This window comes from Brassicibacter mesophilus (assembly GCF_050433385.1).
GTDB lineage: Bacteria > Bacillota > Clostridia > Tissierellales > Proteiniboraceae > Brassicibacter > Brassicibacter mesophilus.
The window spans coordinates 18,994-40,899 of sequence record NZ_JBNPXI010000030.1 but is presented as its reverse complement, the minus strand read 5'-3'; the positions used below and the strand labels follow the sequence as shown (position 1 = coordinate 40,899).

At 31.4% G+C, this 21,906-nt stretch carries 19 protein-coding genes and 1 other annotated feature; of the genes, 3 read left to right on the top strand and 16 right to left on the bottom strand.

Annotated features, from left to right (window positions below):
* Nucleotide 1 precedes the first annotated feature (1 nt).
* From fdrA to HNR33_RS20490, 3 genes are read right to left on the bottom strand one after another with little or no spacing between them, the layout of a single operon-like run.
* Nucleotides 2–1,717 carry an acyl-CoA synthetase FdrA gene (fdrA, locus tag HNR33_RS20500; RefSeq protein WP_429087319.1) on the bottom strand — a complete coding sequence of 572 codons (1,716 nt, stop codon included), beginning with the start codon at nt 1,715–1,717 and terminating at the stop codon, nt 2–4.
* A 32-nt stretch (nt 1,718–1,749) separates the two neighbouring features.
* Nucleotides 1,750–2,805: a PTS sugar transporter subunit IIC gene (locus HNR33_RS20495; RefSeq protein ID WP_429087317.1), complete on the bottom strand. Its 1,056-nt coding sequence runs from the start codon at nt 2,803–2,805 to the stop codon at nt 1,750–1,752.
* 20 nt (nt 2,806–2,825) lie between these two features.
* Entirely contained in the window at nt 2,826–4,439 is a 1,614-nt protein-coding gene (locus HNR33_RS20490) for a PucR family transcriptional regulator (RefSeq protein WP_429087315.1), read from the bottom strand.
* Nucleotides 4,440–4,751: 312 nt separating this feature from the next.
* On the opposite strand from HNR33_RS20490, the gene HNR33_RS20485 reads away from it, so the two are divergent.
* Nucleotides 4,752–6,362: an L-lactate permease gene (locus HNR33_RS20485; RefSeq protein ID WP_429087313.1), complete on the top strand. Its 1,611-nt coding sequence runs from the start codon at nt 4,752–4,754 to the stop codon at nt 6,360–6,362.
* A 322-nt stretch (nt 6,363–6,684) separates the two neighbouring features.
* On the opposite strand, the gene HNR33_RS20480 is transcribed toward HNR33_RS20485, so the two are convergent.
* Nucleotides 6,685–6,879, bottom strand: a complete 195-nt coding sequence (locus tag HNR33_RS20480) for a hypothetical protein (RefSeq protein WP_429087311.1) — start codon at nt 6,877–6,879, stop codon at nt 6,685–6,687.
* A gap of 439 nt (nt 6,880–7,318) precedes the next feature.
* On the opposite strand from HNR33_RS20480, the gene HNR33_RS20475 reads away from it, so the two are divergent.
* Complete coding sequence (locus HNR33_RS20475; RefSeq protein WP_429087308.1) at nt 7,319–8,605, top strand: radical SAM protein; 1,287 nt, start codon at nt 7,319–7,321, stop codon at nt 8,603–8,605.
* 564 nt (nt 8,606–9,169) lie between these two features.
* Here HNR33_RS20475 and HNR33_RS20470 read toward each other — a convergent pair.
* The 4 genes from HNR33_RS20470 to HNR33_RS20455 form a co-directional block, all read right to left on the bottom strand.
* A complete protein-coding gene (locus HNR33_RS20470; RefSeq protein ID WP_429087305.1) occupies nt 9,170–10,375 on the bottom strand; it encodes an argininosuccinate synthase in 1,206 nt (401 codons plus the stop codon).
* Nucleotides 10,376–10,507: 132 nt separating this feature from the next.
* Nucleotides 10,508–11,335: a transporter substrate-binding domain-containing protein gene (locus HNR33_RS20465; protein ID WP_429087302.1), complete on the bottom strand. Its 828-nt coding sequence runs from the start codon at nt 11,333–11,335 to the stop codon at nt 10,508–10,510.
* Between the two features lie 117 nt (nt 11,336–11,452).
* Nucleotides 11,453–11,697 (bottom strand) — a binding site (T-box leader).
* Between the two features lie 123 nt (nt 11,698–11,820).
* Nucleotides 11,821–12,840, bottom strand: a complete 1,020-nt coding sequence (gene splB, locus HNR33_RS20460; RefSeq protein ID WP_429087300.1) for a spore photoproduct lyase — start codon at nt 12,838–12,840, stop codon at nt 11,821–11,823.
* 120 nt (nt 12,841–12,960) lie between these two features.
* Nucleotides 12,961–13,155, bottom strand: coding sequence for a hypothetical protein (locus tag HNR33_RS20455; RefSeq protein WP_429087297.1), 195 nt, complete (start codon nt 13,153–13,155; stop codon nt 12,961–12,963).
* 243 nt (nt 13,156–13,398) lie between these two features.
* Here HNR33_RS20455 and HNR33_RS20450 point away from each other — a divergent pair, with 243 nt between their 5' ends.
* On the top strand, nt 13,399–13,596 hold the full coding sequence (locus HNR33_RS20450; RefSeq protein ID WP_429087295.1) for a DUF378 domain-containing protein: 198 nt from the start codon (nt 13,399–13,401) through the stop codon (nt 13,594–13,596).
* A gap of 50 nt (nt 13,597–13,646) precedes the next feature.
* Here the strand turns inward: HNR33_RS20450 and HNR33_RS20445 are convergent, their stop codons facing one another.
* From HNR33_RS20445 to HNR33_RS20410, 8 genes are all read right to left on the bottom strand, one after another.
* Entirely contained in the window at nt 13,647–14,999 is a 1,353-nt protein-coding gene (locus tag HNR33_RS20445) for a TldD/PmbA family protein (protein ID WP_429087294.1), read from the bottom strand.
* Nucleotides 14,999–16,390 (bottom strand): TldD/PmbA family protein, encoded by a 1,392-nt coding sequence (locus HNR33_RS20440; RefSeq protein WP_429087291.1) that lies wholly within the window; start codon nt 16,388–16,390, stop codon nt 14,999–15,001. The genes HNR33_RS20445 and HNR33_RS20440 overlap by 1 nt, the downstream gene beginning before the upstream one ends.
* 129 nt (nt 16,391–16,519) lie before the next feature.
* Nucleotides 16,520–17,641 carry an aminopeptidase gene (locus HNR33_RS20435; protein WP_429087288.1) on the bottom strand — a complete coding sequence of 374 codons (1,122 nt, stop codon included), beginning with the start codon at nt 17,639–17,641 and terminating at the stop codon, nt 16,520–16,522.
* Between the two features lie 153 nt (nt 17,642–17,794).
* Nucleotides 17,795–18,364, bottom strand: a complete 570-nt coding sequence (locus tag HNR33_RS20430; RefSeq protein ID WP_429087286.1) for a hypothetical protein — start codon at nt 18,362–18,364, stop codon at nt 17,795–17,797.
* A 90-nt stretch (nt 18,365–18,454) separates the two neighbouring features.
* On the bottom strand, nt 18,455–19,138 hold the full coding sequence (locus HNR33_RS20425) for a HesA/MoeB/ThiF family protein (protein WP_429087284.1): 684 nt from the start codon (nt 19,136–19,138) through the stop codon (nt 18,455–18,457).
* 31 nt (nt 19,139–19,169) lie between these two features.
* Nucleotides 19,170–19,721: a class IV adenylate cyclase gene (locus tag HNR33_RS20420; protein ID WP_429087281.1), complete on the bottom strand. Its 552-nt coding sequence runs from the start codon at nt 19,719–19,721 to the stop codon at nt 19,170–19,172.
* A 294-nt stretch (nt 19,722–20,015) separates the two neighbouring features.
* Nucleotides 20,016–21,173, bottom strand: a complete 1,158-nt coding sequence (gene nagA, locus HNR33_RS20415; RefSeq protein WP_429087279.1) for an N-acetylglucosamine-6-phosphate deacetylase — start codon at nt 21,171–21,173, stop codon at nt 20,016–20,018.
* 83 nt (nt 21,174–21,256) lie between these two features.
* A complete protein-coding gene (locus HNR33_RS20410; RefSeq protein ID WP_429087276.1) occupies nt 21,257–21,754 on the bottom strand; it encodes a GAF domain-containing protein in 498 nt (165 codons plus the stop codon).
* Nucleotides 21,755–21,906: the final 152 nt, after the last annotated feature.

The following is a 21,906-nucleotide window of genomic DNA, read 5'->3' as shown; positions in this document are numbered from 1 at the left end:
CCTATAAAGAATTTAGTTTGTCTAATAAGCTTTGTGTTTTTTTATCTCCACCTGCAATAGGTGCCCAATTATATTGAACTACTTGTCCATTATGCTTTAATATCGTATTTGCAAAACTTTCAAGTCCGATATTGATAATTTTAAGCTCACTATTTAAAAGTGTATCATTGCTTTCTTTTGATACTTTACATTCATCTTTTGAATTAAGATATTTTAGTATTTCAATAGCTGTAAATGTTGCTTCAGCATTAGTATCTAAAACGATTACTCCTGCATCCTTTAATTTTTCAACTTGAGAGCTATAAACCTGGAAATCTTCTTCAGTACCACATATGGAAGCAATAAATATTATTTCTTGTCCTTTTGATTTTTTTAATTTAGAAACTTTTTTAATTGCAGGAACTAAAGCTCCAGCCATATCATCATTTGATCCATATCCTAGTACATTATCGAATAGAACAACAGCAACTTCATCTTGTTCATCAAGCTTGTTTATTGCCTCGATCCTTGTCCTAGGATCTATCATAGGATGAGGTCTTCCCTTAGTATACATATCGTCACCAAAGTCTATAATTAAATGATCTTCAAAGATAAGCATAAATCCTTCAGTATGCTTATCATCTTTAATATTAAAGAAATCCTTTAATAACATAGCTGCTTCTCCAGCTAAAGTACCTCCACCGAAAAATCCGTGGATTTTTCTTTGTCTTGGATTATTTTTTATTACATTTAGTTTTTCAGTTAAACCTTCTATGTTTTTACCATATCTCTTAAATGATTTAGAAACCATCAAAGCTTGGTAAGCTGCTTCTTCAAGAGTCCAAGCATAACTAATATTATCTTCTTTAACTTCAGACTTTTCACCTAAAAACAAAGCTACTACTTTTTTATCTAAAGTTCTAATAACTTCAATTACCTTGCTTTTTACTGATGGTGCTGGTGGTTTAGAAATAAATACTATTACATCAGTATTTTCATCTTTGTTTAGCATATTAAGTGCATCAATAGCTGAAATAGCGCCTACTTCTTCTGATAAATCTCTACCACCAATTCCTATAGCATGAGATATCCCTCCACCATTTCTACCAATTATTGATGTAACTTCCTGAATTCCAGTACCTGATGCTCCTACAATACCAATATTTCCTTTTGGTATAACATTAGCAAAAGCCAGGGGTAAATTAGATATTATTCCAGTACCGCAATCTGGTCCCATTACTAATAAACCTTTATCGTGAGCTTTTTGCTTTAGCTTTTTCTCATCTTCTATAGATACATTATCGCTGAAAATGAATGCATTCATATCTTTATCTAATAAGCGATCAACCTCTTTATATACATATTCTCCTGGAAGAGAGATTAAAGCTAAATTGGCATCAGGCAGGCTATTTAATGCTCCTTCTAATGTTCTAGATACTGATAGCTTAGAGGCACTAGATTTTGAAGATTGTTCTTTAATAAAGTTACCTAATTCATCAGATACTAATTTAACTAAGTCTGAATTCTCAGTATCTACTGCTATACAAATGTCGTTAGGGCTTGCATCTTCAAACTCTGAAGCATACATACCAGTATTTTGAAAAATTTCTTTATTTGCAGGTGTTCCCATCATTATAGATACCTTATTAATTCCCTCTAAATTTGAAAGTTTACTACTTAAAACCATCAAATTTACTGAGTCTTGATAAGTGTTTTTCTTTATTAATCCATAAATCATTTTATTCACTCCTTTTTTGATTATTATGCTGGTTAAATATCTAATTTTAAATCTCCTTCTTTTATCCAGCCAACTTTTCTAAATATTTCTGAGATAATCCAAGTTAATGCTGCAGGAGCTACAAAACAGAATATTATTATCTTTAACCAGATTTCTCCCGCTGGATAACCTGCTTGTGTCATTCCTGCTAATACTCCTAGTGGAGAAACTAATCCTGAAGTACCTGTAGCAGCAGCAACTGTAGCACTTTCCATCTTAAATATTGTTGTTACTAATGGTCCAAGTATTATAGCTGTAATTGTAGGTGGAACCATGAGTATAGGTTTTTTAACTATATTTCCTATTTGAATCATAGGAGAACCTAATGATTGAGAAATTAATCCCGAGAATCCATTTTCTCTATAGCTTTGGATCCCAAATCCAACAGTATGAGCACAACAGCCTACAACAGAAGCACCAGATGCGAGTCCAGAAATACCTATCATTATACCAATAGCAGTACTGCTTATAGGTAAGGTTAGAGTAATGCCCATTATAGCGGCAACAAGCATACCCATAGGTATTGGTTGCAGCTCCGTGGCTCTCATAATTATTGCACCAAGCCCAATCATAAACTCATTTATTCCTGGTCCAACTAAGGTTCCAACTATTGTACCAAATATAGCTGTTACAGCAGGGGTCACAACTATATCAACAGGTGTTTCTTTTGAGACGGCTTTACCAAACTCAGCACCAACTACTGCAGCTAGAAAAGCCCCAACGGGTCCACCTAGAGAGTATCCAACGATTCCATTAATAACAGATGCAAAAGTAACAAGTGGCGGTGATTTTAATCCTAGAGCTACAGCAACTGCAATACCAGGTCCTGACACAGCAACTGCATTTGCGCCAATAACATCTACAAAATAAGGTATGTGTAATCTTTCACCAATCGTTCTAAATATTACACCAGTTATTAAAGTTGCAAATAATCCTAAAGCCATATACGATAGCGCATCAATTAAGTATCTTTGGAAACTAATTTCAATGTTTTTTCTTTCGAGGAAAGCTTTAAATCCATTATGATTTTGACTGTTTTGTTTATCCATGATTTCATCCCTCTTTCGTCTTAATTATTTCTTTTTAAAAATTTAAGTATTTTAATTGCAAATTGAATTTCTAATAACTTATCATAATCATCAAAATCGATCTCAGTAATATCTTTAATCTGTCCTATCCTGTATGAGACAGTCTTAGGATGAATGAAAAGCTCATTTGCTGTAATCCTTAAATTCCTATTGTTTTTAATATAGACTTCTAAAGTTTTTAACAATTCCTTGTTCTTGCTACTATCTATATCTCTTAGTTGTATTATTGTCTTAGGTATATATTCACTTATATCCCTATTAAGTGAGATATCCCTTATGAGTTTGAAAATTCCTAACTCATCATAGCTAATTATTATGTTTTCACCATAAAGTTCTAATCCTACATTTGCTGCTTCAACTGCTTCATTATAGCTTTTTCTAATACTTTCAAATCCATTAACTTTATTTCCTATACCTCCACTAAAGCAGATTTGAGGATATTTTTTTTCTAATAAATTCATTAATTTTATAGTTCTTTGCTTAATATCTTGTATGACTTCGCTAAATTTTCCATTTTCACTTAATTTAACAAAAATAATCACGTGATCATTCTTTAAGGAATAAACTCCGTTATACTGTTTAACTAATAATCCGAGAAAGTTCTTTAGACTGTTCTTGATATTATTTAGATTATATTTAAAGTTTAAAACTACTATAGAATAAGAACCATATAAATCAATACCAGCTATATTTGCTCTCTCTATTAGAGAATTATTTAGATTAGGAGATCCAAATATTAAATCATTTACTATGTCATTCATAAAACGTTCTTCAACTTCTTTAACAGCTATGTCCTTTGCCATTATTAACGATATATTAGTACAAGCATTCTCTATTGCAATGAGGTCCATATCATCTACTTTTTTATTGATCTCTACAATAGAAAGATACGCTTTTGTATTTTCTAGTGCAGATATTTCAACAATTACCTTGTTAGCGTTTTCACTGCCGTCATCATTATTTTTTTGAAGATATATAATTCCTCTACCTAATTGACTTCTGGTAAAATTACTATTAATTGTAATTCCTATCGGCTCTTCCAAAGTGCTATGCATCAAGTTGTAATTCTTATCATAAATCTCAACAGGATTATTAATAATATCTGACAATGCTTTTATTACTGCTATTATTGGATAGTTCCTGATAGCCATATCTCTAAATTTTTCATGTACTGATTTAAAATAAGTCAATTTATTGACTTGACTTTTCATCACCTCAGCCATAGCAGGATACATAATATCTGTATAAAGTATATCTCTTGGAATTTCAATAATGGGTACTGATTTTTCATTTCCCCATTCAATTAATCTGGCAGGAATCTCACTAACTATTTTCCCTACTTTAATGATAATTGCACTTAGATTCTTACTAATAAGTAAATTAGTGAAAAAACTTACTATTTCGTTTTCAGAGTAATCCTTAAATGGTAACAAACTTGTGATTAATATTTCACCTCCCTTTAGCCACTCACCAATGGTAATATCCTCAATAATTGTAATACCAGTAACCTCTTTGTTTATTCCTTTACTTCCTCCAACAAGCTTAGCTCCTCTGTAAGCGTCTAGTAACAGAAGCTTTTCTACAGTTAATTTCATAATATCAACCCCATCTCTTAAGTGGATTCTTAAGTAAATGAAATCATTTACTCATATAATAGCAATAGTACTTTTCATAGTCATTATCCAATAGGGATAACTTTTACATAAAATTTATGCTTTTTTAGATAACGATGTAGTAAAATTCAAATAAGTGTGAAAATGTTTTGTTTCCGTATTGATATTTTCTATTGTTTTATCCAGATAAGATAATAACTTAAGTATTATTTATCCATAATTAATATTGTTAGAAAACTATTCTAATTTTACAATAATAATATAAATATTTATTTGACGAAAGGTGGTATTACAATGAATTTACCAATAAACATATTTTATTGGTGCTTGGCTATGCTCCCCATCTTGCTTCTTCTTATATTAATGGTTAAATTTCAATGGGGTGCATCTAAAGCAGCACCTGTAACTCTTGTTTTGACTATTTTAATTAGTATGTTGTTTTATAAAGCAAATCTTACTGTTATTGGGATAGAAATTTTAAAGGCATTATGGAATTCATTTAGTATTATTCTTGTTATTTTGACTGCAATCTTGCTTTATGAAGTTAGTAATGAAGCTAAATCTTTCAAAGTATTGAATAAGACTTTTGAAAAACTTGCTCCAAATGAACTACTAAGAATCATGGGAATTGGAATAGCATTCGCTAGCTTTTTACAAGGTGTAACCGGTTTTGGAGTACCTGTTTTAGTAACAGCTCCTTTACTTATAGGAATAGGAGTTTCTCCGATATGGGCTGTCATTATACCACTTATTGGACATAGTTGGGCAGGAACATTTGGCACCTTAGCAATAGCTTGGAATTCAATGATTATGCAAACAGGTATAAAGGATATCAGCATGATAAATTCCATCGCTCTTTATGCTAGTGTATTGCTCTTTATTTTAAATTTCCTTGCTAGTGGTGCTATTGCGTATTTTTATGGTGGTCTTAAAGGGCTAAAAAAAGGGTTAGTAGCTATTGTATTGATATCGATTTCTCAAGGTGTTGGTCAGATTATTTTCTCACAAATCAATGCTGATCTTGCTGTTTTTATACCAAGTTCTATTTCACTAGTTATATTAATTTTACTATCTAAAAGTCCACTTTATAGAGATAGTTGGCAAGTCACCGATAGTAAAATTATGTTGAAAAGAGAAAAAACAAGTGAAGCTGCTGACGAAGATAATATGACAATTCATGACGCATTCATGCCATATTATTTAATGACTTCTATAACATTAATAGTACTTCTCGTTTCTCCTATTAATAAACTATTAAGTAAGTTTAGTTATGGCCCAAGCTTCATACAGACTGAAACGGGCTTTGGTGTTGTAAATAAAATGGTTACACAGTTTTCTCCTATTAAACCATTTACTCATGCAAGTATGTTTCTTTTAGCATCAGCACTTTTAGGTTATATCTACTATTTAAATAAAAGTCTTGTTAAGAAATCATCGTTTAATAATGTATTAAAAAGAACAATTAAAAAAGCTCTCCCATCAAGCTTTGCCGTAGTTTCATTGATATCTATGTCAAAGGTTATGGCAGGTACAGGACAAACTGAGGTTTTAGCACAAGGAGTTTCTATCGTATTGGGTAACTATTATGTTGTTATTTCTCCGTTTATTGGACTTCTAGGATCATTTATGACTGGAAGTAATATGTCTTCTAACATTCTATTTGGAGATTTCCAAATGAAAACAGCTCAAATAGTAGGACTAAATACTTCTGCAATTTTAGGTGCTCAGACTGCTGGTGGCGGAATAGGAACCTCTATAGCGCCAGGAAACATAGTTTTAGGAACAACCACAGCAGAAATATTAGGCTCAGAGGGTAAAGTTCTAAAAAAAATCATTCCTTTTGCTTTAGCAGTTGCATGTATATTCGGATTCCTCTTGTATATTTATCATCTTCTGCTTAATTAATATTTTTCTTATTCTTACATATTTGTAACTTAAGTATAGCAGCAAGATAAAGGGATGTATATTAAAGGAGAAGCATATGTCAAATTCTAAATCGCTGAAGCTCTCCTCTTTTATATAGATTCATAGTTGGTAATAGAAAAAGAAAAATGCATCTGCTTCTTCAGCCGTTATTTCAATCAGTTTATCAATCTGAATATTAGCTTTCTGGTTACTTAAGCGATATCCCATTTTCCTATTACCTTTGCTCTGTTATCAACAAAAGGTTATTCTTCGTCACTTAAAAAATAAATAGGTTTATTATTGAACACCCATTGAATATCAGCTATATAATGATAAATCCTATATCATTTAATAAATTATCTACATTATTATAATCTCCCTCAGAAAATGTGATTATCAACACATAGTTATTAGTGATACTATCTATTCCTTCGATCTCTATAGCGCTCATTGACTCACCCGAGTTGACCGCAGAAACATTTTTTTGTATTGCCTGTTGTTTATTAGCAGTTTGCAATCTCTTCTTTACTCAGCTAGCTAAGCTTTACTTATTCTTACGCTGATATAAGAATGTTTGCTAAATATTCTGCTTATCTATCAATCTCTTTATTATTTGTCTAAATACCTCTTCAGCCATCATCGTATCTATAAATACGAAGTAAAAACAAACTGTTCTCCTAGTCCAAATGAATGTTTACTTTGCAAGTGCTATAATATCAACTAATTCATCTCAATAAAAACATACATTATTTGTTCCATTGATTATTTATGCCATTTTTTTACTTTTTTTACTTTTAAGTTACAATATATAATATAAATCATAGTTTTCATATATTGTATTAATATTACATAATTCTGTAGGAGAGTTCTAAAATAAACAGACTAATTATAGAAAACAAAAAGTTATTGTGTGGGGGGCGATTGTCATTAAAGTTTCAAAGTTTAACACGTTTTTTTTGTATGATAATCAGCAGGACAAGTATATAGCATATAATGCAATGTCAAATTCATTGGCCTTAATAAAAAGTTCTAACTACAAAAAGTACGTTGATTTTGAAGAAAATGGAAACGAAATAGATGATGAAGAATTAATTAAAGATTTTAAAAAAGGAGCTTTTTTGATTGAAGATGATGTTGATGAATTTAAACAGCTAAAGTTTTCTATGTATAAAAGTAGGTTTTCGAGCAAATTCTTCAGCTTAACAATTGCACCCACATCAGATTGTAATTTCAGGTGCATATATTGCTATGAGAAAAATAGTTTAAAAAATGAATTGATGGATAAAGAAACACAAAACAGCCTTATAGAATGGCTAGAAAATAAAATTAATTCCATAGAAAGTTTTCATGTCACCTGGTATGGTGGCGAACCTTTATTGGCAATGGATGTAATAGAAAAACTTAGTCGTGAATTTATTAAAATATGCAATAACAATTCAGTTGATTATAGTGCAGAAATTATAACCAATGGTTATCATTTAACCGAAGATATAGTGAATAAATTAAAGAAATGTAAAGTATCCTCCGTACAAATCACAATAGATGGAAATGAAAAAACCCATGATAAAAGAAGGCCTCTTATGGGCGGACAACCTACCTTTAAAACTATTATAAGCAATCTCACAAAGTTAAATGGACAAATTGATAAAATAGCATTACGTATAAACGTTGATAATAAAAATATTAATGGAGTATACGAGCTAATAGATAATTTAGTTAGCCATGGCTTAAATAAAACTATAACACCATACTTAGGACACGTTGATAATTGTAATAACTGCTATTCTGAAGATTTTTGCTTAGACTTTAAGGAGTATTGTAAAGAAGAGTTTAAATTTAATGATTATCTGAAATCAAAAGGGTTTGGTGTATCTTGTAGTGGACATTACCCTTCTAGGATATATAATTATTGCTCAGCTGATTTAAATAACTCCTTTGTCGTAAATGCTAATGGTGATTTATATTTATGTTGGAATGATATAGGTATAGAAGAATTAATGATTGGAAATGTTAATCAACTAGACAAAGTACAACATAAAGGTATTTTATTTGAGTATTTAATATATGATCCTACTGAGGATGAGGAATGTTCTAAATGCAATATACTACCCGTTTGTATGGGGGGATGCCCGAATAAGAGAATTAACAAGTATGAAGATAGATGTAGTTCTCCTAAATATATGTTAAAAACATACCTGCAAGATATAGCTCATAATATAAAAGCAAAACAAATCAATGCATAATATTTGATAGTTAATTATAGAATTCTACAATTAACTATCTTAAATAAAAGAAAGGGGGGTTATGAATGGAATATTTAATTAATCCTGAAGCAATTAATGGCGATTCTTCACACTCTGATTGCCCACGTTTAGGATGTACTATTGGTCCAGGTGGTAGACAAGTACCTTAAGAAGCTCATCAATATTTCTGTAACAATAGTATACTTATTCATTCAAATCGTAGACAACATGAAGACTAATTCGATACATTCGACAGTTTGAGACTAGTAATATATTACTAGTCTCAAACTGTTAATAAAAATATTATGTCATGATCCTATATACAGTACATACTGTGCTCTTTTTGATTTTACCTGTCCTTTACTTATTTTTTACAAATTAAACCTTAATACTAGATAAATCTTATTTACAATGTTTTGCAAATAACTTATATAATTCGTTCTATTCTTTAAGTATCATTATTAAATGATGTGTAGATAGGATATCTACTGCTTAAACAATCTCCTGTGTCACAAGAAACTCTGCAATTTTGCAGAGTTTCTTTGGAATCAACATTCATCATACCTAGTTATTATTACCTTCCATCATAGCATGAATTTTAAATGGTAAATTAAATAGATTAATAAACCCTTCTGCATCCTTTTGGTTATAAAACTCACTTGCACCAAAGGATGATATTCCATGATTATAAAGTGCATAAGGTGAATCCATTCCTGCTATCATTATATTTCCTTTATATAGCTTCAATTTTATCCATCCTGTTACATTTTGCTGAGTAGTATCTATAAAGGCATCAAGAGCATTCTTAAGCGTACAGTACCAAATTCCATTGTATACAAGCTCAGCGTATTTCAAAGCTATTGATTGCTTATATTGATAAGTAATCTTGTCAAGTGTTAGTCGTTCGAGCTCTTTATGAGCAGTCATCAATATAGTTCCTCCAGGAGTTTCATATACTCCTCTAGACTTCATGCCAACTAATCTATTTTCAAGAATATCCGCTACTCCAACTCCATTTTCTCCACCTATTTTATTTAACTCATTTAACATTTCTACAGGAGAAAGTTTAACATTATTAAGCTTTGTTGGTATCCCCTTTTCAAAATATATTTCTAAATAAGTTGGCTCATCTTTAGCTTCTTCAAGAGTTTTAGTCATTAAGTACAGTTCATCTGCCTTATGTTCATTTTTAGGATCCTCAAGATGTCCTCCCTCATGACTAATATGCAATATGTTTTTATCTCTTGAGTAAATCTTCTCTTTTGTCACTGGAATTGATATTCCTTTTTCATTAGCATAATCTATGGCATCCTCTCTCGACTTAATACCCCACATTCTCCAAGGAGCAATTACCTTAATACTTGGATCTAATGCGGCTATAGCTGCTTCAAATCGCACTTGATCATTTCCTTTTCCAGTACATCCATGTGCAATATACTTTGCTCCTTCTTTATGGGCAATTTCCACAAGTTTTTTACCAATAAGTGGTCTAGCTAGTGCAGTACCTAGCATATATTTATCTTCATATACGCAGTTTGCTTTTATCGCTTTAAATACATAATCTCTAACAAATTCCTCTTTGACGTTTTCCAAATATATTTTAGATGCGCCTGATTTTATAGCCTTTTCTTCAACTTCGGCCATCTCATCATCTTGCCCAACATTTATACAAGCAGCTATTATATCAAAATCATAGTTTTCTTTAATCCATGGAATTATAATTGAAGTGTCTAATCCTCCAGAGTATGCTAATATAACTTTTTCTTTCATTATTACTTCTCCTCTCTACATTTGTTTACTATGGATAACCAAGTTCAATATAAAAAATATTATTTGAATATGAATAAAAAGATAAGAGAATGCTTATGAGATTTTGTTAAGAAAACTATTTGCTATTAGATTTTAGTTCTCTACTAGTTCAGTTGCCTTCAAAACAAAATCTTCTATCATATTGTCTTTCATCAATCTATCAAGAGTAGCATCTATAGCTTGTACCAAATCTTCATTTCCTTTTTTAATGGCTATAGCTGAACCACTGTCACCAGTTTCAAGCTTAATTTCTGATACCGCAAGTGCAGGATTCTGTTGTACATACGATTTAGCAACAGGTGTTTCAACTATTACTGCATCGATTTTCCCGTTTATAGCTTGTAGCATAACATCAGAAACTTTACCTAGCCCTTTAATCTGACTTTCACTAACTATCTGCTTAGCTATTTCTTCTTGAGTCGTTCCTTTTTGCACACCAACAACTTTATCTTTTAAATCATCTGCAGTTTTAAATAAATCAGCTTTATCAGTCTGAACAACTACCCCTTGAGTAGCAACATAATATACCTTTGAGAAATCAACACTCTGCTTTCTCTCTTCTGTTGGAGTCATACCTGCTATAACTATATCTATTTTACCTGCCTCTAATGCGGCTAATAATCCTTTGAATTCCATATCTTTGATTTCAAGTTCAACGCCTAAATCTTTTGCTATTTCCTTAGCTATGTCAATGTCAAATCCTACTATAGTATCTTTACCATTTACTTCTTTGTGAAATTCATATGGTGGATATGCAGCACTTGTTCCTATTACAAGCTTTCCTGAATCTTTTATCTTTTGCATCCCCGATGAAGCTGAAGACTTAGCCTCAGAATTGCCTGAGCTCAAATTAACTTGTCCACAAGCCACTAATGTAAATGCCATAATTAAAACCATTAAATATACGAATACTTTTTTCAAAACACTCATCCCCTTTTTATTTTTTGTTTTTTAGTAATCTGTGAGCATTGTTTATTTCCATCACCTCTTAATAATTAGTTAAAATTACTGCATAAAAAAACGTCTCTTACAAAATAATTAAGAGACGAATTTATTATCCGCGTTACCACTCTAGTTAAAACGAAATGTATAATATTTCATTTTCACTCAATTCTATAACGGTAGAAACCGTGTTTCCCTACTAACATTGTGCATACTCTTTCAGATACTTTCAGGAAACCTCTTCATGGGCTCTCTTCACTATGGCTATGATACTGGACTCTCACCATTCTCCAGCTCGCTTAAACAATTGCCATAATTACTCTCCCAATCATAAGATTAATATTTAGATTTATTTTTCATTCATATTTATTAATTTATATGTATGATTATAGCTTGTTGCAAATGAAGTGTCAATGTTTTTTTGAATATTTTTTTATTTTTGTGATTAAGTATACATAAAATTCTCAAATAATATAGTTAATATCACTGTTTTTAAACATTTTCACTATTTCTTGTTTAAAAAGCTCTTTGATGCTATTTAATGCATTTTTGTTATATACATACTTCCCATAACCAAATTGTCCATATTTAAATACTCTATCTTTTTCACTCATTGGCAGAGTTGTGTCCGGAAATAGCTCAAGAATCTTATTTTTTGCTGTACTTGTAAATCTGTGAGAAATTATTTCAAAAGAAATATTCTTATCACTTTCCTGTGCTAATTCTCTTTTAAGCTCTTTCAACAAATCTTTATATTCATTTTGCCAGTTATCGTATAGTATTACAGGTCCAATAATAAATCCCAACTTATATCCAGCCTTAATTATCTTCTTCGATGCCTTTATCCTATCTGATAAACTTGAAACTCCATGCTCATATTCTTTTATTATACTTTGCGAATTGATACTAAATCTTATTGCAGTATTATTATTATGCTTTAGATTTAATAAACTATCTATTTGTGAAAATTTAGTTACAAATCGCAGCTTTGCATAATCTTGTTTACCGATAAATTCTATAGTTCTAGCTAAGCTGCCAGTATATTTTTCTACTGGTATAGGATCAGATGTTGCTGCAGCTTCAAAAATGGTTGTTTCGGGTTTTCTTTCGTTTATATACTCCTGTGCTTGATTTAATATTTCATCTATATTTGCATATGCAGTTATGTAAGGTTTTTTGCCAAACCTAGTATTTAGATAACAATATTGACATTTTCCCGCGCAGCCTGAAAATATAGGCAATTGATAATGAGCAGATGGCTTACAGGTTTGAAACTCTTGTTTTTTTCTCACTCTTACAACTAATGTATTTTTACCTTCTACGTAAGCTTGTAATGGTGTTCTAGAAGGGATATTTGATACTCGGTTGTTTTTAAGAATACCTATTTCAACATTCATGTCCTGAAACAGTTTATACATATCTTCACCAAGTTGATAATCCAAAGCTTTTTTTTCAAAAAATACCCTTTTAGGTATGTATTCCATTTAAATCTACTCCTTTGTTTTTGATAATAGTATTATTGGAATGTTAGAAATAATATATGCAGCAAAAAAGTAGGATAAAAATAATCCTACTTTTTTTGAGAAAACTTATGTCCGAAAACTCTAATAATAGCATTTATTAAACAAAATCACTAACAATAAGAAGAAAAATAATAAGCTTTCATTTCCTTCATCAAACCATCCACAATTGCAGAATAAGATTACGAGTAATAAAAAGAAAAATAGTAAGCTTTCATTAATGCCATAATCACATACGTCAGATTGTACTGGAATGTTATTGTCAATTTCTTGTGACATAATATCCTCCCTTTCTAAGTAATTTGAATAGCTTATACTTTATGTAAGCTTGATAATATATCTTATTCATAATAAGAAAATGTGTTACATTTTTAAGTATATAAATACCAATTGGAGTGTAATCTGAGAAAATTGTATATTAAGGAAATTTTTACTTATTTTTAAGTGTGAAAAGGTATAGAATGTAAAAAATATAGCAATAATACAATTGTAGATATTATTATATACTTAAGGAGTGATTTAATGGATAGATTAGCATTGGTACTAGTTATTATCGGTGCGCTAAACTGGGGGCTTATTGCATTATTCCAATTTGACCTTGTTGCATCACTGTTTGGTGGGCAGTCAGCTCTACTTAGTAAAATAGTGTATGGCTTAGTTGGATTAGCAGGGTTATACTCTATTACATTACTGTTCAGAGAAAGAGAAAAAGTTGAGTAAAAAGCTATAAAATGAGGGCTATCATAATTATGATAGCCCTCATTTTATTATTATTTTCCTGATATTGATAGTTTTTTTATCTTTAGCGTCGGAGAACCGATATATCCGAAGCCTGGAAGAGTAAATTTAAGATCATTTCCAACTGCTTCAATATCATTTATCATTTCATAAAAATTCCCTGCTATAGTTATTTGATTAACTGGCCTTTCTATCTCCCCGTTTTCTATTAAATAACCATAAGCAGAAAGTGAGAAGTCACCTGATATAGTATTTAACCCCGAATGAAGCCCTTGAACATCTATTATTAACAGGCCTTTTTCAGTACTTTTTACAATCTCTTCATAGCTTGTAGTTCCATTTTCTATATACATATTACTTGGAGATATAGATATTGGGGACTTATACGAACCCTTATGAGCATTCCCTGTAGATTCAATTCCATCTTTTTTTGCAGTCTTAGAATTATGAAGGAAGGTTTTTAAAACGCCTTTATCTACTATTTTCTTATATATAGTTGAAACTCCTTCTCCATCAAAACCACATGAAGCTACTCCATTCTCCATAAATGGGTCATCCACTATAGTTATTAAGCTGTTCGCAATCTTTTCACCTAATTTTCCTTTGAGAAGTGAAATATCTTTCTGAACATTTTCTGCTATAAAAACTGGTATAAAAGCTTCCATGATATCTGCAGCAACATTATTTCTCAGTATCACTGGATATTCTTCTGACTCTATTGAATCTGCTCCTAGCATTGATATAGCTTCTTTAACAGCTTCTTGTGCCAAAACCTTAGCATCAAACATTGAAAAGTCATTGCCTATAATGTATTTATCAGCTGTCTTTACGTCCTCTCCATCCTTTAGCATGACTGAAATATATGCATGTGCCATATTTGACTTGCTTTTGAGGTCTAGTCCTTTTGTATTAACTAGCATTCTATAGCTGCTCTGTTCACCATACAAACAGTCATATACAGCAACAACCCTTTTATCCAATTTTAATGCTTCCTGCTCTAATAGTTTTGTGAATTCTATTTTTTCACTAGGCGATATGCTTTCTAAGCTCTGATTAAAGACTTCAATATGTTTGTATTCTTTAGAGCCTTCGAGAATTTCTTCTTCATCTTCACTGTCTATTGCTCTTGCATTATCTATAGCATCTTGTATAAGCATATCAACTGAAGTTTCATCTATTTTTTCAGTATATGAATATCCCATTTTTCCGTTATATACACCTCTAAAAGAAAGTCCTTCTTCACTAGAAATACTATACTTGTCTATTTCACCTTTAAAAATCTTGATGTCAAATTCTTTGCCTCCTTGAATATAAACCTCCATATCGCTTAATCCAGCTATTTTCCCTTTTTCAAACAATATAGCTATTAGTTCTCTTTTATTCATTATTCATCATCCTTTCTTCCACCAACTGTAATAGACTGAACTCTGATAGTTGGCTGTCCAACATCAGTCGGTATTGAGCCACTTATTGAACCGCACATACCTTGTCCAAAATCAAGATTATTTCCTACCATATCAATTCTTTTAAGAATATCTAATCCATTACCAATTAGTGTAGCACCTCTTACTGGTTTAACTAACTTACCGTTTTTGATAATATACCCTTCCATCACAGCAAAGTTAAAATCACCTGTTGCTGGATTTACTGAGCCACCACCCATATATTTTGCATAAAGTCCATATTCAGTATTTGAAATAATCTCTTCTCTTGTAGAAGAGCCATTTGCAATATAGGTATTAGTCATTCTCGATGTTGGAGCATATTTGTATGACTGCCTTCTACCAGAGCCAGAAGCTTCAACCCCCATCTTAATTCCGTTTAACTTGTCAACCATATATCCTTTTAGAATACCATTTTCTATTAATACATTTTTCTTTGTTTTAGTGCCTTCATCATCAATATTTTGAGAACCCCATGCATTTGGAATAGTTCCATCATCAATAGCTGTAACTACATCTGAAGCAACCTGCTCACCTAGTTTGCCTGCAAAAACCGAAGTGCTTTTTGCTACAGAAGTAGCTTCTAACCCATGTCCACAAGCCTCATGAAAAATAACTCCTCCAAATTTATTATCTATGACTACCGGCATTTTCCCACTTGGGCACATATCTGCATACACCATTGTTTTTGCAATTCTTGCAGCTTCCTTTGCATACTCTTTGATATCGATTTTATCATAGAATTCAAATCCCATAGATGCACCTGGCCCATAAAACCCTGTCTGCATTTCACCGTTTCTAGATGCTACTGCGGAAATAGCCATTCTTGTTCTTACTCTTTTATCTTCTACAAATAAGCCTTCTGAATTTGCAATCAATACATTCTGCTCCTGATCTAGATATCTTACTGAAACTTGACTTATCACATCATCATAATTCTTTGCAGCTAAATATGCTTGCTTCATAAGAGATACTTTTTTTGATTTATCAACGCTGCTTGGCATTATTTCAATCTTATGATTATTTCTAATATCAACTTTATCAAAGTTCAATACTAAATCTTTATTACTTCCTACAATAGCCATTGCTGCCTCTTTTGCAATTTTAATAAGGTTATCCTTTGATGAATCGTTTGTATATGCATATATACTGTTTGTTCCATTAAAAATTCTTATACCAACACCATAATCTCTGCCCGAAATTCCACTTTCGATTTTTCCACCAACTAATAATAATCCTGTGTTGTATCTATCTTCTATAAAAACCTCTGCAAAGTCTCCTCCTGTAGATAATGCTGCAAATATTACATCAGAAATAATTGATTTACTAAGCATTTTTAAATCCTCCTTGTTCTATACTGCTTTCTTATTTCTATAATTTAGTCAAATATCCTTTAAAAACCTTATTAAAGCAAAAAGGATTTCAACGAAATCCTTTTTGTGTATATACATATGTTTAGCATATTATTTTTTTTCAACCACATCAAATAAAAATTGTCCATTTTCATAGAATAGCTCTCCATCAGCATATATTTTCCCACATTCTCTCATGTCGCATAACATATCCCAATGAATTGAAGAAGCATTATTTGCATTTGTACCAGGTATAGACATACCTATTGCCGCATGTACTGTACCTCCAATTTTTTCATCAAACAACATATTCTTTGTAAACTTCTGAATTCCATAGTTTGTTCCGATAGCAATTTCACCAAGTCTTCTTGCACCTTCATCTGTATCTAATAGTGCATGAAGCAACTCTTCACCTTTTTCAGCTTCTGCTTTAACAACTTTTCCTTTTTCAAATGTCAGCCTTATATCTTCAATTTCTTTCCCTGAGTATATACCAGGGAAACTGAATCTAATATGACCTTCAACTGAATCCTCTACAGGCCCAGTGAATACCTCTCCATCAGGGAAGTTCACTTTCCCATCACAGTTAATCCATTTTCTACCTTCTATACTCATCTTTAAATCTGTATCCTTAGATATAATATGAAGTTCTTTTTTTGTATCTAAATAATCAACAACCTTTTGTTGATTTTCAGATATCTTTTTCCATTCTGCAATAGGATCTTCTTTGTCTATTAATCCTGCATCAAAAACAAAGTCCTCGTATTCGTCTAATGACATATTACCTTCTTGAGCATCTGAATGCGTAGGGAATTGTGTTAGACACCATCTGAACTCTCCAGCTTCTTCACGTTTGTTTGATATATCAATAATTTCCCTCTGCGCTCTTCTTCTTTCAGCAATCTTTTTAGAATCTATATTAGCTCTGGATTTTGTATTAGTTCCACCAAATAGATACATTGAAGCATCATATTTCTCTACCATTGTTCTAACCAATGGAGATATGAACTTAATTTGATCATCATTTCCTTCTTTAAGAAGTATTTCGGTTGCATCATCCATAAATGGAGTAATCTCAGGGTATGCTCCAACTTTAATAGCTTCTCTGTATAGTTCCTTAAGTAATGGTTCTGTAATAAGGTTTCCCTCTAATTGTAGATACTCCCCTTTCTTAATACCTAAAGAATAGTTTATGAGTAAATGAGCTAACTTCTGTAATCTGGCATCCTTCATCCTGTATCCTCCTTAAATTAATATTTAATTATAAATATTCTATAAATTCATTTGTATTCCTTTGACAATTACAAGTAAAATGTTAAGTTTTATTAATATTTTTACAAAATAATTAATCCACCCTTATAAGGATGGATCATGACACTCGAATTGCTATATATATTCATCTGGTGTATTTATTATCTGTACGATTTTTTCTATTTTCCTCACTTTTTTCTTGTCACTTTCTCTCATGATTGGCTCTATACAGTTTGCTAATTTAATCATTGAAGTTAATCCGTCTATATTCTGAGAAGAAACACTTTTTGAATAATTTTCTATATTTGCTTTAGTTTCAAAAATATTTTGTTTAGTTTTTACAACACTTTCTGCTAACTGTCTATTGTTGCCATTCATGCATTCAGCCATCTGAGTAAGTATTCTTTCCTTCTTATCTATCAATGACATTGCGCTTCCTACGCTAGATACTTCACTTTCATAATCACTCTTCATTATTCGATTAAATCTACTTAGGATATCAAAAATGTCCTGTACCTTCCCTAATATTTTTTGATCATCTTCTGTGAAGTAAGGTCTTATGTTCTCTATCATCTTAGCCTTATTCTCATAATTTTCGTCTAAGTTAATATCTAGCTTAAAGCCTTTTTTACTTAATGATAATAAAAATATAGGTATGATAAATGGAGCAATTCCCTGAATGCTATTAAGTATTTTATTATCCATACAAACAACCACCTCTATATGTTTTAATCAGCAAAATCTTTTATTATATTTTATGCAGGACTGCTCTATTGGTGATTGTCATGTAATAAATCAAATATTCATTTCTATTAACTCATAAGATTGGTCAAATGTATTGATTAATAAAACTTTGCCTCTAAGCAGCTCTCCTCTATTTATAAGAACTTTGAGTACCTCACTTACTTGTATAGATGCAACAAGTGCAGGAGTGAATGAAGGATTTCCCAATTCTTGCTCCATTCCTTTGATATCCTTTGATGGATATATATGTTCTAGTGTATTATCTCCTGGAAGAATTGTTGATACTTGTCCATACCAGCCAGCAATTGCTCCATGAATAAATGGGGTATTTAGCTTTTCAGCCTCTCTCTGGATAAGAAAGCGGGTATGAATATTATCTACTGCATCAACAATAACATCATGTCCTTCTAAAATACTATGGGCGTTGCTCTCAGATATTCTTTCATTAATGCTTCTTATATGAACTAATGGATTTACAACTTCTACCCGCTGTTTTGCTGCTTCAGCCTTGTTTTTTCCTAATGTGATCATATTAGATAATAATTGTCTGTTAAGATTAGTTTCTTCAAAAACGTCACCATCTACAGCAGTTATAAACCCTATTCCTAGTCTTGCAAGCATTTCAACGATATATCCACCTAATCCTCCACAGCCTATAACGCAAACTTTATATTCTCCCAGTTTACTATTTTCTTCAGGTGTAAGCATTTTCATGTTCTTTGAATATCTGCCCATATTAATAGATCACCTCTTTAATTTTAATATTCTATAGGTCACCAAGATTTAATTCCATTCTGATCTGCCCTAAGGATTTAGTCGTAACATCCGATTTGTTCAAATTTAGCAAATCTATTGCTCTCTCTATATCTTCTTTCCTCTCAACCTCTATTTCTAAATAAGGATATGGATATGTATCTTTATCCCATGTATCTATGTCGAATCGTATATTATCATACATATACGTAGTTCTCTCTTTTTCTCCTTGATGAACTACATATAAATCAAGATGCTCTAAAATAGATTTAAGAGCTTCTTTATCCTGAATTTCTGTTTCAATTTCAACATTTTCCCTTACACATTCTTTAGACATGTTTTTCTTTAAAGTAAAAATATATACTATGTCATCAGTTAATAGATTTCTACTTTCTCGTATTCGCAGATATCCCTCTTTATTTTTTTTAATCTTCCTATCATTACTATCAAAAATTGTATTTATCTGATATTCTTTTTTTATCAAATTTGCTCCAATCTGCTGCAGTTTATTTTCTATTTCATTTTTATCTATATTGAGCACCTTTACTTCCATTTCTTTAGACATAAAATCACCTTCCTCATATGTATTAAGTGAAATCAATTTGTCAATCCTTAATATAAGGAGGGATTGACCTTGATACAAAATGGTTCTCTAATTCTTTATTTTTTATTAGGCATTACTATAACATCATATATTGTTTTCAGGGCTGTTGATAATAAAAAAAACGCATTGAGAAAACAAAAATACTCTTTAATAAGATAAATTATATGGATTTAGAAATAGGATTACTAGAAGGTGACAATGAGAACAAAAAGAATGATACTGAAAATAAGGACTAAAGCCTCATATGGGGCTTTGCTATTCAAAGCTATTATATACGATTTTGCCATTTACTATAGTCATAACAACGTTATATTCATCATCAATTATTGCAAAATTTGCTTTCTTACCTTCTTGTATACTTCCAACTGTATTGTCCATACCAAGAATGCTGGCAGGAACAATTGAAGCCATGTTCACTGCATCTACAGGACTTATTTCCACTTTATTTATCATGTTTTTTATAGCATCTATTAATCTTAAAGTACTTCCTGCTAGCGATCCACTATCTATTCTAGCTATAGAATCTTTAACTGTAACCGCTAACTCACCTAATTGATACTGTCCATCATCTAGTCCACCAGCCATCATGCAGTCAGTTATTAAACATACCTTATCTAAGCCTTTGCATTTTACAAGTATTTTCATTACCGCTGGATGTACATGGATTGTATCAGAAATAAGTTCACTATATATTTTATCATTGCTAAGCACAGCTCCTACTGTACCAGGTTCTCTATGATGTAAGCCTTTCATAGCATTAAATGTGTGTATTGCAATATCTGCACCATTTTCTATAGCAAGAATTGTCTCCTCATATGATGCATTAGAATGTCCAATTGATACTTTTATATTATGTGATTTTAGCATTTTAATCAGCTCTATTGCATTTTCCTTTTCAGGCGCGATAGCAACAACCTTCACTGCTGCAGGAGCAGCTTCCACTATTTCTTTAGCTTTATAAATATCTATTGGTAAAATATACTCCTCTGGATGAGCCCCTTTTTGGTCTTTTGATATAAATGGCCCTTCAATATATGATCCAAGAATTTCAGCACCTTCAACACCAGTTTTCATGGCATCGTCTACAGCCTTTATTGCATTTATTATCTTTTCCCATTTCGCTGTAACTGTTGTAGGTAAGAATCCAGTTACTCCATTTTTACTAACGTACTTTGAAATTTCATTAATAGATTCATACTTTCCATCCATTGTATCATAGCCATTTCCACCATGAACATGAATATCGATAAATCCCGGGAGTATTTTATACATACTTAAGTCTATTTCATCTTCGTATATACTAATATCTTCCTCAATTATTTGTTCAATAACACCATTATTTATAACAACTCGTCCATTATTTATTATTTTGTTCTCCAAAAAAATTTCTTTCCCTTTTAGTATGTACTTCATGATCTCAACTCCAATTATAATATTTTCTATATATTTATATTATCATATCACATAGATTAACTTAAGTTTTATTGAGATATATTTTATACTTCATTCCAATTCAAATATTTGTTCAACTTTTCGACGAATCTTTCAAAATATTTAGCTTCAAACTCAGTGAATCTCTCTAGCTCTGGACTATCTAGATCCAGTACCCCTATTAGTTTATTATCCTTCACAATAGGTACTACAAGTTCAGAATTTGATGCTGTGTCGCAAGCTATATGTCCTGGAAAATCATGTACATTTAGAATTACTTGAGTTTTCCTCGTACTTGCAGCAGTACCACAGACTCCAGAACCAATCTTTATTCTGTTACATGCAGGACGTCCTTGGAAAGGACCGAGCACTAATTCTTCTCCTCTCATAAAATAAAAGCCTGCCCAGTTAAGTCTATCTATAATAGCATATATTAAAGCAGAGGCATTTGAAAGATTTGCTAACACATCTCTTTCTGAGCTTAATTGTCCTTCAAGAGTAAGAAGCAAATACTCAAGTTTTTGTTTGTCATTCATCCTTTCGATTCCTTCAAGCTTGATCATGAAAAACCTCCTTTTGTTATTAATGTATAGACGTATTTTCTATTTTATTTGTATTTATTTTTCATTATATCACCTAACATATTTATGTTCATTAATATTTTAAATACTAAAATGTTATAATAGCTATATAAACTAATACTGTACTTCGCAAG